The sequence below is a fragment of the Promicromonospora sp. NPDC090134 genome (genome assembly GCF_044746965.1).
Lineage (GTDB): Bacteria > Actinomycetota > Actinomycetes > Actinomycetales > Cellulomonadaceae > Promicromonospora.
In genome coordinates, this window is sequence record NZ_JBIVCZ010000005.1 from 77,329 (window position 1) to 90,551 (window position 13,223).

At 71.6% G+C, this 13,223-nt stretch carries 13 protein-coding genes; 11 read left to right on the top strand and 2 right to left on the bottom strand.

The window, feature by feature from the left end:
- Positions 1–84 precede the first annotated feature (84 nt).
- The 3 genes from ACIPN7_RS15050 to ACIPN7_RS15060 are packed head-to-tail and all read left to right on the top strand — an operon-like array spanning position 85 to position 3,300.
- A complete protein-coding gene (locus ACIPN7_RS15050; RefSeq protein WP_400543457.1) occupies positions 85–1,152 on the top strand; it encodes a lactonase family protein in 1,068 nt (355 codons plus the stop codon).
- Positions 1,152–2,504 carry a D-inositol-3-phosphate glycosyltransferase gene (mshA, locus tag ACIPN7_RS15055; RefSeq protein WP_400543460.1) on the top strand — a complete coding sequence of 451 codons (1,353 nt, stop codon included), beginning with the start codon at positions 1,152–1,154 and terminating at the stop codon, positions 2,502–2,504. The genes ACIPN7_RS15050 and mshA overlap by 1 nt, the downstream gene beginning before the upstream one ends.
- Before the next feature lie 55 nt (positions 2,505–2,559).
- Positions 2,560–3,300, top strand: coding sequence for a phosphoglyceromutase (locus ACIPN7_RS15060; protein WP_400543463.1), 741 nt, complete (start codon positions 2,560–2,562; stop codon positions 3,298–3,300).
- Positions 3,301–3,407: 107 nt separating this feature from the next.
- Here ACIPN7_RS15060 and phoU read toward each other — a convergent pair whose 3' ends face one another.
- Entirely contained in the window at positions 3,408–4,055 is a 648-nt protein-coding gene (gene phoU / locus ACIPN7_RS15065; RefSeq protein WP_400543466.1) for a phosphate signaling complex protein PhoU, read from the bottom strand.
- A gap of 274 nt (positions 4,056–4,329) precedes the next feature.
- Between phoU and ACIPN7_RS15070 the strand changes: the two genes are divergently transcribed.
- The 7 genes from ACIPN7_RS15070 to pstB all read left to right on the top strand — a co-directional run bounded on the left by ACIPN7_RS15070 (position 4,330) and on the right by pstB (position 11,804).
- On the top strand, positions 4,330–5,616 hold the full coding sequence (locus ACIPN7_RS15070) for a sensor histidine kinase (RefSeq protein WP_400543469.1): 1,287 nt from the start codon (positions 4,330–4,332) through the stop codon (positions 5,614–5,616).
- Positions 5,613–6,311: a winged helix-turn-helix domain-containing protein gene (locus ACIPN7_RS15075; protein ID WP_400543472.1), complete on the top strand. Its 699-nt coding sequence runs from the start codon at positions 5,613–5,615 to the stop codon at positions 6,309–6,311. The genes ACIPN7_RS15070 and ACIPN7_RS15075 overlap by 4 nt, the downstream gene beginning before the upstream one ends.
- A 119-nt stretch (positions 6,312–6,430) precedes the next feature.
- Positions 6,431–7,582, top strand: a complete 1,152-nt coding sequence (gene pstS / locus ACIPN7_RS15080) for a phosphate ABC transporter substrate-binding protein PstS (RefSeq protein WP_400543475.1) — start codon at positions 6,431–6,433, stop codon at positions 7,580–7,582.
- Between the two features lie 181 nt (positions 7,583–7,763).
- Positions 7,764–8,882, top strand: coding sequence for a phosphate ABC transporter substrate-binding protein PstS (pstS, locus tag ACIPN7_RS15085; RefSeq protein WP_400543478.1), 1,119 nt, complete (start codon positions 7,764–7,766; stop codon positions 8,880–8,882).
- Positions 8,883–9,015: 133 nt separating this feature from the next.
- Positions 9,016–10,020: a phosphate ABC transporter permease subunit PstC gene (gene pstC, locus ACIPN7_RS15090; protein ID WP_400543481.1), complete on the top strand. Its 1,005-nt coding sequence runs from the start codon at positions 9,016–9,018 to the stop codon at positions 10,018–10,020.
- Positions 10,020–10,979, top strand: coding sequence for a phosphate ABC transporter permease PstA (gene pstA / locus ACIPN7_RS15095; RefSeq protein WP_400543484.1), 960 nt, complete (start codon positions 10,020–10,022; stop codon positions 10,977–10,979). The genes pstC and pstA overlap by 1 nt, the downstream gene beginning before the upstream one ends.
- 45 nt (positions 10,980–11,024) lie before the next feature.
- Positions 11,025–11,804 carry a phosphate ABC transporter ATP-binding protein PstB gene (gene pstB, locus ACIPN7_RS15100; RefSeq protein WP_400543487.1) on the top strand — a complete coding sequence of 260 codons (780 nt, stop codon included), beginning with the start codon at positions 11,025–11,027 and terminating at the stop codon, positions 11,802–11,804.
- A gap of 90 nt (positions 11,805–11,894) precedes the next feature.
- Here pstB and ACIPN7_RS15105 read toward each other — a convergent pair whose 3' ends face one another.
- Complete coding sequence (locus ACIPN7_RS15105; RefSeq protein WP_400543490.1) at positions 11,895–12,434, bottom strand: hypothetical protein; 540 nt, start codon at positions 12,432–12,434, stop codon at positions 11,895–11,897.
- Between the two features lie 304 nt (positions 12,435–12,738).
- Between ACIPN7_RS15105 and ACIPN7_RS15110 the strand changes: the two genes are divergently transcribed.
- Positions 12,739–13,221, top strand: coding sequence for a CarD family transcriptional regulator (locus ACIPN7_RS15110; protein ID WP_020017968.1), 483 nt, complete (start codon positions 12,739–12,741; stop codon positions 13,219–13,221).
- Positions 13,222–13,223: the final 2 nt, after the last annotated feature.

Genomic DNA, 13,223 nt, shown 5'->3' on the forward strand with positions numbered 1-13,223 from the left:
GCCCCGGCGCCCCTCGACGAGGGGCGGCCGGGGCGCCGTGCTTTCCCGGCCGGAGCACTCGTCGGACGTCATTAGGCTGCTCGCATGAGCAACCCCACCACCGCCCTGTGGATCGGCACCTATCCGAAGGCCGGGGCCGAGCCGGGCACCGGTGAGGGCATCTGGCGCGCCGAGATCGACGCGGCCGGACGGTTCGCGGGCGCCGGGCTCGCCGTCCCGGTCGCCTCGCCCTCGTTCCTCGCGCTCGACCCGTCGGGGCGCACGCTCCTGGCGGTCGGCGAGACCGAGCCGGGCGTGCTCACGTCGTTCCACGTGTCCGACGGCGGCTCGCTCGCTCTCGCGGGCACGGCCGCGTCGGGCGGTGCGAGCCCCTGCCACGTCGTCTCCACCGGCTCCGCGGCCTGGGTCGCCAACTACGGCGACGGTGTCGCCGCCGTGGTGTCCCTGACCGACTCCGGTGTGCCGGGGGAGGCCCGCACCTTCCCGCACGAGGGGACGGGTCCGGTGACGGACCGGCAGGAGGGTTCGCACGCCCACTTCGTGCACGTGTGGGGCGACCGCGTGCTCGTGGCAGACCTCGGCACCGACGAGCTGCGCACCTACCCGCTGGACGGTTCCGGCCCGGCCGACGGCGAGATCGCCGCCGTCCTGCCGCCGGGTGCGGGACCCCGCCACCTGGTCGAGCTGCCTGACGGCACGATCCTGCTCGCCGGCGAGCTGGACTGCCGCCTGCACGTGCTGGTCCCCGCGGGCCCGGGCCGCCTGGAGCACGTCGGCTCGGTGGCGATCACCGCCCGCACCCTGCCCGACGGCGCCCCCGGGTACCCCTCGCACATCACCGTCGCCGGGGACCTCGTGCACGTGGGCGTCCGGGGCCCGGACGTCCTGGCGGTGCTCCGGGTGCGCGCGGCGGACGCCGCCGAGGGCAGCCGGGCAGTCGGCCACCTGACCATCGAGAACGTCGCCGACGTCGACCTCGGCACCGGCGCCTGGCCGCGCCACCACGCGGTCCTGGCCGACGGCGACGTCGTGGTCGTGGCCGCGCAGAACACGGACGCGCTCGTCGCGGTCCGGCTCGACCGCGCGTCGGGCCAGGGCGAGATCACCGACCGGCTGGAGCTGCCCGTGCCCGCGTGCGTCCTGGAGGCGTGATGCGCGACAGCCTGCCGCCCGGTCTCGTGGAGCCGGACGCTCCGCGTCCGCTCCGGATCGCGATGGTCTCCGTGCACACGTCACCGCTGGAGCAGCCCGGCACGGGTGACGCCGGCGGCATGAACGTGTACGTGCTGGAGCTGTCGAAGGCGCTGGCCCGGCGGGGCGCGCAGGTGGAGATCTACACCCGGGCGACGTCGTCGGCCCAGCCCAAGGTGACCGACGCCGAACCCGGCGTCCGCGTGGTGCACGTGGCCGCCGGGCCGTACGAGGGGCTCGACAAGAACGACCTGCCGGGGCAGCTGTGCGCCTTCGCCGCGGGCGTGCTGCGCGCCGAGGCGCACCGCCCCGAGGGCTGGTACGACGTGCTGCACACGCACTACTGGTTGTCGGGCCAGGTGGGCTGGATCGCGGCGGAGCGCTGGGACGTGCCGCTGGTGCACACCATGCACACCATGGCGCGCGTGAAGAACGCCTCTCTCGCGCCGGGGGACGCCCCCGAGCCGCAGGGCCGGATCATCGGCGAGGAGCAGGTGGTCGCCGAGTCCGACGCCCTGGTCGCGAACACGGACCAGGAGGCCGCCGACCTGGTGCGCGACTACCAGGCCGACCCCGCCCTGGTGCGCGTGGTGCAGCCGGGCGTGGACCTCGGGGTGTTCGCGCCGCCGCACGACGCCGACGACCCGGCCGTGTGCGCCCGGCGGCGGGCCGAGCTGCGCGAGCGGCTCGCGCTGCCGACGGACCGCAAGATCGTGCTGTTCGCGGGCCGGGTGCAGCTCCTCAAGGGGCCGGACGTGCTGGTCCGCGCGCTGGGGGAGCGGGTCTGGTCGGAGGGCGACGGGCAGCCGCCGTTGCTCGTGGTGCTGGGCGGCGCGTCCGGGCGGCCCACGGCGGTCCGCGAGCTCGAGGCGCTCGCCTACCAGGAGGGCGTGGCCGCCCACGTGCGGGTGCGGCCCCCGGTGCCGCAGGAGACGCTCGCCGACTACTTCCGCGCCGCCGACCTGGTGGCCGTGCCGTCGCACAGCGAGTCGTTCGGGCTGGTCGCGGCCGAGGCCCAGGCCTCGGGCACGCCGGTCGTCGCGGCGGCCGTGGGCGGTCTGCGCACGGTGGTCCAGGACGGCGTCTCCGGCGTCCTCGTGCCCGACCACGAGCCCGAGAGCTGGGCCCTGGTGCTCAAGAGCCTCCTGGACGACGACGAGCTGCGCGCGCGCCTGGCCGTCGGCGCCCGGGGCTCGGCGACCCGGTTCGGCTGGGACCGCGCCGCCGACGAGATGCTGGACGTCTACGAGCGGGCCCGCAAGCACCACGCCGAGGCCCGCCGCGCCTGCGGCCGGGGTCCGTCCACGCTCTGAGACCACCGGACCGGCGGCATCAGCGGCCCCGGAAAAGTGCGGCAGGATGGAGCCCATGACCTACACCCTCGTGCTGCTCCGCCACGGCGAGAGCGAGTGGAACGCCAAGAACCTGTTCACCGGCTGGGTGGACGTGGCCCTCTCCGAGAAGGGCGTCGAGGAGGCCAAGCGCGGTGGCGCGCTCCTCAAGGACGCCGGGGTGAACCCCGACGTCCTGCACACGTCGCTGCTGCGCCGCGCCATCATGACGGCGAACCTGGCGCTCGACGTCGCCGACCGGCACTGGATCCCGGTCAAGCGCAGCTGGCGCCTCAACGAGCGCCACTACGGCGCGCTGCAGGGCAAGGACAAGAAGCAGACGCTCGAGGAGTTCGGCGAGGAGCAGTTCATGCTCTGGCGCCGTTCGTACGACGTCCCGCCGCCGGAGATCGAGCTGGGCTCGGAGTTCAGCCAGGACGCGGACCCGCGCTACGCGGACGCCCCCGTCGTCCGCACGGAGGCCCTCAAGCTCGTGCTCGACCGCGCCCTGCCGTACTGGGAGAGCGAGATCGTCCCCGACCTCAAGGCGGGCAAGACCGTGCTGGTCGCCGCGCACGGCAACTCGCTGCGGGCGCTCGTCAAGCACCTCGACGGCGTCTCGGACGAGGCCATCGCCGGGCTGAACATCCCGACGGGCATCCCGCTGGTCTACGAGCTGGACGAGGAGACCCTCGCGCCGGTGAAGCCGGGCGGCACGTACCTGGACCCGGAGGCGGCGAAGGACGCGATCGCCGCGGTCGCCAACCAGGGCCGCTGACCAGGACTCGCCGAGGTAGAACCGTGGCGAGACAGAACTGGGGCGGGGGTGCTGATCAGCACCCCCGCCCCAGTTCTATCTCGCCACGGTTCTACGTCGGCAGGGTGTCACTCGTCCGGGAAGTCGCCCGTGACCAGGAAGGTCACGCGGCGGGCGACCGACACGCCGTGGTCGCCGAACCGCTCGTAGTAGCGGCCCACCAGCGTCACGTCGACGGCCTCCTGCACGGTGCCCTGCCAGCCCGGCGCGAGGAGCGTGTTGAACGTCTCCTGGTGCAGCTCGTCGATGATGTCGTCGTCGCGCTCCAGGGCCTCGGCCACCGACAGGTCGCGCGTGGCGAGCAGCTTCGTGGTGCGCTGCGCCACCCGGACGGCGGCGTCGTGCATCTTCGCGAAGGTGTCCCGGGCCTCGGGGACGATCGCCTGGGCCGGGTAGCGCCCACGCGCCACCTGGGCGACGTGGCGGGCGAGGTCGCCCATGCGCTCCAGCGAGGCGCTCATGCGCAGCGCGCTGACGACCACGCGCAGGTCGGTCGCGACCGGGGCCTGCTGCGCGAGCAGGTGCACGCACCGCTCGTCGAGGGAGTCCTCGATGGCGTCGATGGTCTTGTCGGAGGCGATCACCTCCTGCGCGAGCTGCAGGTCGGCCTCCAGCAGCGCCGTTCCGGCTCGGGTGATGGCGGACTCGACGAGCCTGCTCATCTCGGTCAGGTCCTCGCCGACCTGCTGGAGCTCGGCATCGAAGATCTGTCGCATCGGTTTCCTCTCGCACTCGGGGCGCGCGGACGGATCGCGTCCGCTGTCGCGCCGCCACGAGGGCGGGCAGGGCCGACGCGCGGCCAGGCCGACCGCCCGGACACGTCCCGGAACGGTGCACGGCACAGCTACCGCCCGCACCCACCCAGGTTCGACGGCGCGATGTACTGGGAGGTTAACGCTCTTCCTCCCCGACATGAACAGTAGGCGACGCGATCCTCCGACCGCCCGCCCACGTCCGTCAGCGGTTGAAACGTCGACCTACCCTGGAGGCGTGGACGGAATCATCTCCGGGGTACCGGTGCTGGTCGCCGGAATTCTCGGCGTGATCGTCGGCGTGGTCGCCACCGTGGCGTTCCGCGTCTCCGAACGGCATCAGCACGCCCTGCCCCCGACCGAACCCGACGAGCTCGACGCGGGCCTCGTTCGTGTGCTCTCCGTGCTGCGCTCCGCCGCCGTCGTGCTCGACGGCGAGGACGAGGTGATCCGCGCGTCGCCGCCGGCCTACGCCCTCGGCGTGGTGCGCAACGACGCCCTGGTGCACGCCGCCATCACGGACCTGGTCGCCCTGGTGCGGCGCGACGGCGTGATCCGCGAGCAGGAGCTGGAGCTGCCCCGCGGCCCGGTGGGCCAGGGCACGGTGCTGCTGCAGGTACGCGTGGCGCCACTCGGTCTGGACCGGGTGCTGGTGCTCGCCGAGGACCGCACGGAGGCCCGCCGCGTCGAGGCGATCCGCCGCGACTTCGTGGTCAACGTGTCCCACGAGCTGAAGACGCCGGTCGGCGCGCTGGCGCTGCTCGCGGAGACGGTGGCCGACGCCGCCGACGACCCCGTCGCCGTGCGCCGGTTCACCGAGCGCATGCAGCGCGAGGCCGTGCGGCTGTCCGCGCTGGTGCAGGAGATCATCGAGCTGTCCCGGCTGCAGGGCGCCGGCGCGGTGCCCAAGCTGACGCCCGTCCCGATCCGCGAGGTCGTGGAGGAGGCGGTCGACCGGGCGCGCACCACGGCCCAGGCCAAGAACATCGCGATCACCATGGGCGGCGACCTGGACACCGAGGTCTACGGCGACCACAACCTCCTGGTCACCGCGGTCCGCAACCTGGTCGACAACGCCGTCGCCTACTCCGGGCCTGCCAGCCGCGTGGGCGTCGGGGTCAACGAGCGGGGCGGCCTGGTGGAGATCGCCGTGGTGGACCAGGGCGTCGGCATCGCCGAGGACGCGCAGGACCGCGTCTTCGAGCGCTTCTACCGCGTGGACCCGGCGCGCTCGCGCGACACCGGCGGGACCGGCCTGGGGCTCAGTATCGTCAAGCATGTCGCGGCCGACCACGGCGGCGACGTCCAGATGTGGTCCGAGCCCGGACGGGGCTCGACCTTCACGCTGCGGATCCCGTCCGCGGACCGGCCCGGCGCAGGCCGGGTCACCCCGCCCTCCCTGGCGGACGTCGTCCGGGAGGGCGAGGAGCAGGACCCGAGCGAGCAGCAGGACCAGCACGACGAGCAGGACCGGCACAAGGCCGCGGACACCGCGGCCACGAAGAACGAGGAGGTAGGTGCGTGACGCGCATCCTGGTGGTCGAGGACGAGGAGTCGTACCGGGACCCGCTGACGTACCAGCTGACCCGCGAGGGGTTCGAGGTGATCGAGGCCGCCGACGGCGTCTCGGCGCTCGCCGCGTACGACGCGGAGGGGGCGGACCTGGTGCTGCTCGACCTGATGCTGCCCGGGCTGTCGGGCACCGAGGTGTGCCGGGAGCTGCGGGCCCGCGGTGACGTGCCGGTCATCATGCTGACCGCGAAGGACTCCGAGATCGACAAGGTGGTGGGCCTGGAGCTCGGCGCCGACGACTACGTGACCAAGCCGTACTCCTACCGGGAGCTGCTGGCCCGGGTGCGTGCCGTGCTGCGGCGCCGGCAGCCCACCGACTCCACGGAGCAGGACGAGGACGGCGCGCTGGAGGTGGGGCCGGTGCGGATGGACGTGGAGCGGCACACCGTGGCCGTCTCCGGGGAGAGCGTGGCCCTGCCGCTCAAGGAGTTCGACCTGCTCGAGCTGCTGATGCGCAACGCCGGCCGGGTGCTGACCCGCGGCCAGCTCATCGACCGCGTCTGGGGCGCCGACTACGTGGGCGACACCAAGACGCTCGACGTCCACGTGAAGCGCATCCGCTCGAAGATCGAGCCCGACCCGGGCACGCCGAAGTACCTGCTCACGGTGCGCGGCCTGGGCTACAAGCTGGCCGACGACGAGGGGTGACCCCCGGTGAGGTGCGCCCGCGACGTGGCGCACCTCACGGGTGAAACATGAACGCTGGTCACCTTCCGTTCACCCGGCGTTTGCTCGCGGGACCGCGCTCCTGAGTAGTTTCGCGAACCGTGAGCACCTCCCATTACACCCGCCTCGTCTCCGCCGCCACCGCCGGCGCCCTCGTGCTGCCGCTCGCGGGCTGCGCCGCGGCCGGGCTGCCCGGGTTCGGCGGCGAGGCGGAGCCGACGGCCACCGCCGAGGCGAAGGTCGTCGTGGCCGGCACGTTCGTCGGCGCCGGCGCGTCGTCCCAGGAGTCGGCGATGGAGGCCTGGATCAGCGGGTTCCAGGAGCAGCACCCCGACGCGGCGGTCAGCTACGACCCCGTCGGGTCGGGCGACGGCCGCGAGTCCTTCCTCGCGGGCGACACCGCCTTCGGCGCCTCCGACGTCGCGCTGAGCGACGAGGAGATGGCGGCCTCCGGCCCGGCCTGCGACGGCGGCAACGCGATCGACCTGCCGGTCTACATCAGCCCGATCGCGGTGGCCTTCAACGTCGAGGGGGTCGACCAGCTCAACCTGTCCTCGGACCTCATCGCGCGGATCTTCACGGGTCAGGTCACCCGGTGGGACGACCCCGCGATCGTCGCGGCCAACCCCGAGGCGAAGCTGCCCGCGCTGGAGATCACCCCGGTGCACCGGTCCGACGACTCCGGCACCACCGAGAACTTCACCGACTACCTGCACGCGACGGCGCCCGGCGCCTGGCCGTACCCGCCCGACGGCGTCTGGCCGCTGCCGGAGGGCTTCGCGGCCGAGGGGACGGGCGGCGTCACGGACACGGTCCGCTCCACGCCGGGCGGCATTACCTACGCCGACGCCTCGCGCACGTCCGACCTCGGGCGCGCCGCCATCCAGGTGGGCGACGAGTACGTGCCCTACAGCGCGGCCGCCGCGGCCGCCGTCGTCGACATCTCGCCGCGGATCGAGAACCGCTACGAGCACGACCTCGCCTTCGCCCTCGACCGGACGATCGACAAGCCCTTCGCCTACCCGATGGTGCTCGTGTCCTACCTCGTCGTGTGCTCGCGGTACGAGGACAAGGCGGAGGGCAGGTTCGTCAAGGAGTTCGTCGCGTACGTCGCGTCGGCCGAGGGGCAGCAGCGCGCGGCCGCGGCGGCGGGCAACGCCGCGATCTCGCCCGACGTCCAGGCCTGGATCGCCGAGGCCGCGAAAGCCATCTACCTGACCCGGGACCGCCCGGAGGAGCAGGCGGGCGGATGACCCCCGGAGCACACGGCGGGTGGCACGCGCCAGGCCGTGTCATGGTGAGCGTGTTGCGTATCACCCGCTCCCCGCGGGCTTGTTCACCCTCCGTTTACCTGGACCTGGTGAGCAGGTCACTCCACCTGCCTAGCGTCCCGACTGACGCCGCGGCGCTCGCCGCGCGTACGACTTGAACAGGATGGAACGACACGTGAAGATCAGCCGATTCCCCCGCGTTGGCTCCGCTGTCATGGTGGGCGCGCTCGCGCTGAGCCTCGCAGCCTGCGGGTCCGACCCGTCGACCGGCGCCGAGCCCACCGAGACGGAGGGTGGCGCTGCCATCTCCGGCGACTTCGCCGGCGCCGGTGCGTCCTCCCAGGAGTCCGCCATGGAGGCCTGGGTCGCCGGTTTCCAGAGCGCGAACCCGGACGTCACGATCAACTACGACCCGGCCGGTTCCGGCGCGGGCCGTGAGCAGTTCCTCGCCGGTGGCGTGCAGTGGGCCGGCTCGGACTCCGCGCTCGACGACGAGGAGCTCGCCGCCTCGGCCGAGGTCTGCGGCCCCGACGGCGCGATCGACCTGCCGATCTACGTGAGCCCGATCGCCGTGGCCTTCAACCTGCCCGGCGTCGACTCGCTGAACCTCTCCTCCGAGGTCATCGCCAACATCTTCAACGGCGAGATCAAGAAGTGGAACGACGACGCGATCAAGGCCGACAACCCTGACGCCGACCTCCCGGACACCGACATCACGCCGGTGCACCGCCTCGACGACTCGGGCACCACCGAGAACTTCACCGAGTACCTGTCCGCGACGGCCCCCGAGGCCTGGACCGACGAGCCCGACGGTGTCTGGCCGCTCGAGGGCGGCGACTCCGCCGAGGGCACGTCCGGTGTGGTCGGTGTCGTGACCGACACCGAGGGCGCCGTCACCTACGCCGACGCCTCCAAGGTCGGCAGCCTGGGCACCGCCGCGATCAAGGTCGGCGAGACGTTCGTGCCGTTCTCGGCCGAGGGCGCCGCCGCCACGGTGGACGCCTCCCCGCGCGTCGAGGGCCGTGCCGAGCACGACTTCGCCATCGAGGTCGACCGCACGCTGACCGACCCGAAGACGTACCCGCTGGTGCTGGTCTCCTACGCCATCGCCTGCACCAACTACGCCGACGAGGCGCAGGGCAACTTCGTCAAGGCCTTCCTGGCCTACCAGGCCTCCGAGGAGGGCCAGCAGGCCGCGGCCGACGCCGCGGGCAGCTCGCCCATCTCGGCGGCCACCGCCGAGCAGGTCGCCGCCGCGATCGAGTCGATCACGGTCGGCTGACGAAGCACGTGAACACCGGCCGGCGGCCGGACCGAACGGCGCCGACGGCGTCGCAGGTCCGGTCGCCGGCACAGCCATGTCAGTCACTGATCCCGATCCCCCCACTCCGAGCGATGAGCATCGAGGAGCTCTTGTGACCACCACCGACAGTCCGCCGGAGGCCCAGCCCGGCCGGCTGAAGCCGCCCGCCCGGCGGCGCAACCACGGCGACACCGAACGCGGCTTCAGCCGGGTGTTCCGCTGGATCACCACCGGGTCCGGCGCGTTCCTGCTGCTGGTCCTGGCAGCCGTCGCGGTGTTCCTCATCGCGCGCGGCCTGCCCGCGCTGATGGCCTCGCCCGAGGAGCTGAGCGCCAAGGGCGGGCTGCCCGCGGGGATGAACTCGCTCTGGGACCTGGTCGGCCCCCTCGTGTTCGGCACGCTGCTGGCCGCGGCCATGGCGCTGCTGCTCGCGACGCCGGTCGCCATCGGGATCGCGCTGTTCATCTCGCACTACGCGCCCCGCCGTGCGGCCTCGGTGATCGGCTACGTGATCGACCTCCTCGCGGCGATCCCGTCCGTGGTGTTCGGCCTCTGGGGCGCGCGCACGCTGGCCCCGATCATCAGCGACGTGTGGGTGTGGATCGGGGGCGTCCTCGACTTCCTGCCGTTCTGGACCGTGAACGTGACGAACACGGGCCGGTCGCTCGCGACGGCGTCCGTCGTGCTCGCGGTGATGGTCCTGCCGATCATCACCGCCGTCTCCCGCGAGGTCTTCCTGCAGACCCCGACGCTGCACGAGGAGGCCGCGCTCGCGCTGGGCGCCACGCGCTGGGAGATGATCCGCACGGCCGTGCTGCCGTTCGGCCGCTCCGGCGTCATCTCCGCCGCGATGCTCGGCCTCGGCCGCGCGCTCGGCGAGACGATGGCGGTCCTGATGATCCTGTCGCCCGGCATCCTCTACTCGTTCCAGATCTTCGACTCCGGCCAGCAGCAGACCATCGCGGCATTCATCGCGTCGCGGTTCGCCGAGGCCAGCGGGCTCGCGGTGAACGTGCTCATCGCCACCGGCCTGGCGCTGTTCGTCATCACCATGGTGGTCAACATGGGCGCCCGCGCGATCGTCGCGCGGCGCAAGGAATTCTCGGGAGCCAACTGATGAGCGCCACGACCTCGATCACGGACGACACCGGCGCCGTCGAGCGCACGCGTGCCCTCCTGACCGCTGCCGACACCGGCCGCAAGCGCACCGACCGCATCATGACGGTGCTCATCTACGGCGCCTTCACGCTCGCCGTCATCCCGCTGGTGTCCCTCCTGTGGACCGTGCTCGTGAACGGCATCGAGCGGTTCAACAGTGATTTCCTCTTCACGTCGATGCGCGGCGTCTTCGGCGGCATGGACATGGGCGGCGCCTACCACGCCGCCGTGGGCACGCTGATGATCACGCTGACCGCCACGGTCATCTCGGTGCCGATCGGCCTGCTGGTCGCGATCTACCTCGTCGAGTACGGGCGGGGCGCGCTCGCCCGGGCCACGACCTTCTTCGTGGACGTCATGACGGGCATCCCGTCGATCGTCGCGGGCCTGTTCGCGTTCGCGCTGTTCACGATCTTCCTGGGCCCCGGCGCCAAGCTCGGCATCATCGCCGCGGTCGCGCTGAGCGTGCTGATGATCCCCGTGGTCGTGCGCTCCTGCGAGGAGATGCTCAAGCTCGTGCCGAACGAGCTGCGGGAGGCGTCCTACGCGCTGGGTGTACCCAAGTGGCTCACCGTCGTCCGGGTCGTGCTGCGCACCTCCGTCGCCGGCATCACGACGGGCGTGCTGCTCTCCATCGCCCGGGTGATCGGCGAGACAGCCCCGATCCTCATCACCGCCGGTGTGTCGGACTCGATCAACTTCAACCCGTTCGACGGGCGCATGATGACCCTGCCGGTCTACATCTTCAGCCAGTACCGGCAGGGCCCGGTGCCCTGCCGCGAGGATGCGATCGACTGCCTGGTGAACATCAACTTCGACCGGGCCTGGGCCGCCGCGCTCCTGCTGATCATCATCGTCATGCTCCTCAACCTCATCGGGCGCCTCGTGACCCGGTGGTTCTCCCCGAAGCTGCGCTGACGCGCAGACCCGCCTCAGCCGCAGCTCACACGAAGGAATGATCCGATGGCACAGCGCATCGACGTGAAAGACCTGAACATCTACTACAGCGACTTCCTCGCCGTGGAGGGTGTCTCCATGACGATCGACCCCAAGTCCGTCACGGCCTTCATCGGCCCGTCGGGCTGCGGCAAGTCGACGTTCCTGCGCACCCTGAACCGCATGCACGAGGTGATCCCCGGGGCCCGTGTCGACGGCTCCGTGGAGCTCGAGGGCGTCGACCTGTACGGCGACGACGTCGACCCCGTGGCCGTGCGCCGCACCGTCGGCATGGTGTTCCAGCGCCCCAACCCGTTCCCCACGATGTCCATCCGCGACAACGTGCTGGCGGGCGTGAAGCTGAACAACAAGCGGATCAGCAAGTCGGACGCGGACAACCTGGTCGAGTCGTCCCTGCGCGGCGCCAACCTCTGGAACGAGGTCAAGGATCGCCTGGAGAAGCCGGGTTCCGGCCTGTCGGGCGGCCAGCAGCAGCGCCTCTGCATCGCCCGCGCCATCGCGGTGAAGCCGCAGGTGGTCCTCATGGACGAGCCGTGCTCGGCCCTGGACCCGATCTCCACGCTGGCGATCGAGGACCTGATCCAGGAGCTCAAGAAGGACTACACGATCGTCATCGTCACGCACAACATGCAGCAGGCGGCGCGCGTGAGCGACCGGACGGCGTTCTTCAACATCGCGGGCACCGGCAAGCCCGGCCGCCTCATCGAGATGAACGACACCTCGACGATCTTCTCGTCGCCGGCGGAGAAGGCCACCGAGGACTACGTCTCGGGCCGCTTCGGGTGATCGTCCCGCCGAGATAGAACTCTGGCGAGGTAGCACCCGGGGTGCTGCCTCGCCAGAGTTCTATCTCGCCAGAGTTCTAACTCGGCGAGGTCACTCCGAGGGGGAGGGGGAGGCGGACGCCGACGGCTCGACGACGACCTCGACCGGGACGTAGTCGGCGTACTCCGACAGGGTGCCGTCGAAGACCGGGAGCTGGAACTCCTTGGTGTCGCCGCCCACGGTCAGCGTCGCGTCGAGGTAGTTGCCGGGTGCGGCGCCGACGGTGTCGAGCAGGGCGGCCTCGCCGGTCTCGGTGCCCAGGTAGACGGTGCCGCCTGCCGGGACCTCGACGATCACGGGGGCGGCGCCGGGGGCCTGGAGCGTGAACGACGCGTCGTCGGCGGTCTCGTTGGCCAGGGCGCCCAGCACGTTGCCGGCCTCGCCCTCGGCGGCGGACACGACCATGAGGTTGATGCCGCGCAGGTCCGTGTCCTCCTCGCCCAGGACGGAGACCCCGACGCCGTCGGACGGGTCGTAGGGCTTCGTCGTGGTGGTCGGGGCGCAGGCCGCCAGCAGGAGGGCTCCCACAGCGGAGACCGCCGCGACGGCGATGGTGCGGGCGCCTCGGGCGGCGGTGGCGCGACGGGACACGGTGAACTCCCTGATGTTCGTCTGGTTCGGGCGGGGTCGGATCCCCGCAATATCCTAGTGGGCCCGAGGGCGTGCCCGCGCATCGCCGAAGGTGACGAACCACCCGGTCAGGGAGTGGCAACGGTCACGGCTACGGAACGATCCGACCGGGGTCGTGGGGGTGAGGATCACCCCACCTGCCCGGGTGGACAACGCTCTGACCTGCGGAAACGCTGTTCGCAAGGGGGTCGGACAAACGCCAAGGGTGCAAGTTCTTCAGATCACGCCGTGGTAACCTGGTTTCAGGGAAAGGGGACATCTGCAGATGACGTTCACAGTAGGCGAGACGGTTGTCTACCCGCACCATGGCGCGGCGCTGATCGAAGAGATCAAGACCCGCAAGATTCGCGGCGAAGAGAAGATGTACCTCAAGCTCAAGGTTGCCCAGGGCGACCTGACCATCGAGGTCCCGGCGGAGAACGTCGACCTGGTGGGAGTGCGCGACGTCGTCGGCCAGGAGGGTCTCGACCGCGTGTTCGAGGTGCTTCGCGCGCCGTACACGGAAGAGCCCACCAACTGGTCGCGCCGGTACAAGGCGAACCTCGAGAAGCTCGCGTCGGGCGACGTGATCAAGGTGGCCGAGGTCGTTCGCGACCTGTCCCGCCGTGACGCCGACCGCGGTCTTTCCGCAGGTGAGAAGCGCATGCTCGCGAAGGCACGGCAGATCCTCGTGTCCGAGCTCGCGCTGGCCGAGCACACCGAGGAGGAGAAGGCGGAAGCCATTCTCGACGAGGTCCTCGCCTCCTGACC

What these genes read in the sequence shown, in the direction of transcription:
- ACIPN7_RS15050 (WP_400543457.1), top strand. Translation starts at nt 85, where the DNA reads ATGAGCAACCCCACCACCGCCCTGTGGATCGGCACCTATCCGAAGGCC.
- mshA (WP_400543460.1), top strand. Translation starts at nt 1,152, where the DNA reads ATGCGCGACAGCCTGCCGCCCGGTCTCGTGGAGCCGGACGCTCCGCGT.
- ACIPN7_RS15060 (WP_400543463.1), top strand. Translation starts at nt 2,560, where the DNA reads ATGACCTACACCCTCGTGCTGCTCCGCCACGGCGAGAGCGAGTGGAAC.
- phoU (WP_400543466.1), bottom strand. Translation starts at nt 4,055, where the DNA reads ATGCGACAGATCTTCGATGCCGAGCTCCAGCAGGTCGGCGAGGACCTG.
- pstS (WP_400543478.1), top strand. Translation starts at nt 7,764, where the DNA reads ATGGAACGACACGTGAAGATCAGCCGATTCCCCCGCGTTGGCTCCGCT.
- pstA (WP_400543484.1), top strand. Translation starts at nt 10,020, where the DNA reads ATGAGCGCCACGACCTCGATCACGGACGACACCGGCGCCGTCGAGCGC.
- pstB (WP_400543487.1), top strand. Translation starts at nt 11,025, where the DNA reads ATGGCACAGCGCATCGACGTGAAAGACCTGAACATCTACTACAGCGAC.
- ACIPN7_RS15110 (WP_020017968.1), top strand. Translation starts at nt 12,739, where the DNA reads ATGACGTTCACAGTAGGCGAGACGGTTGTCTACCCGCACCATGGCGCG.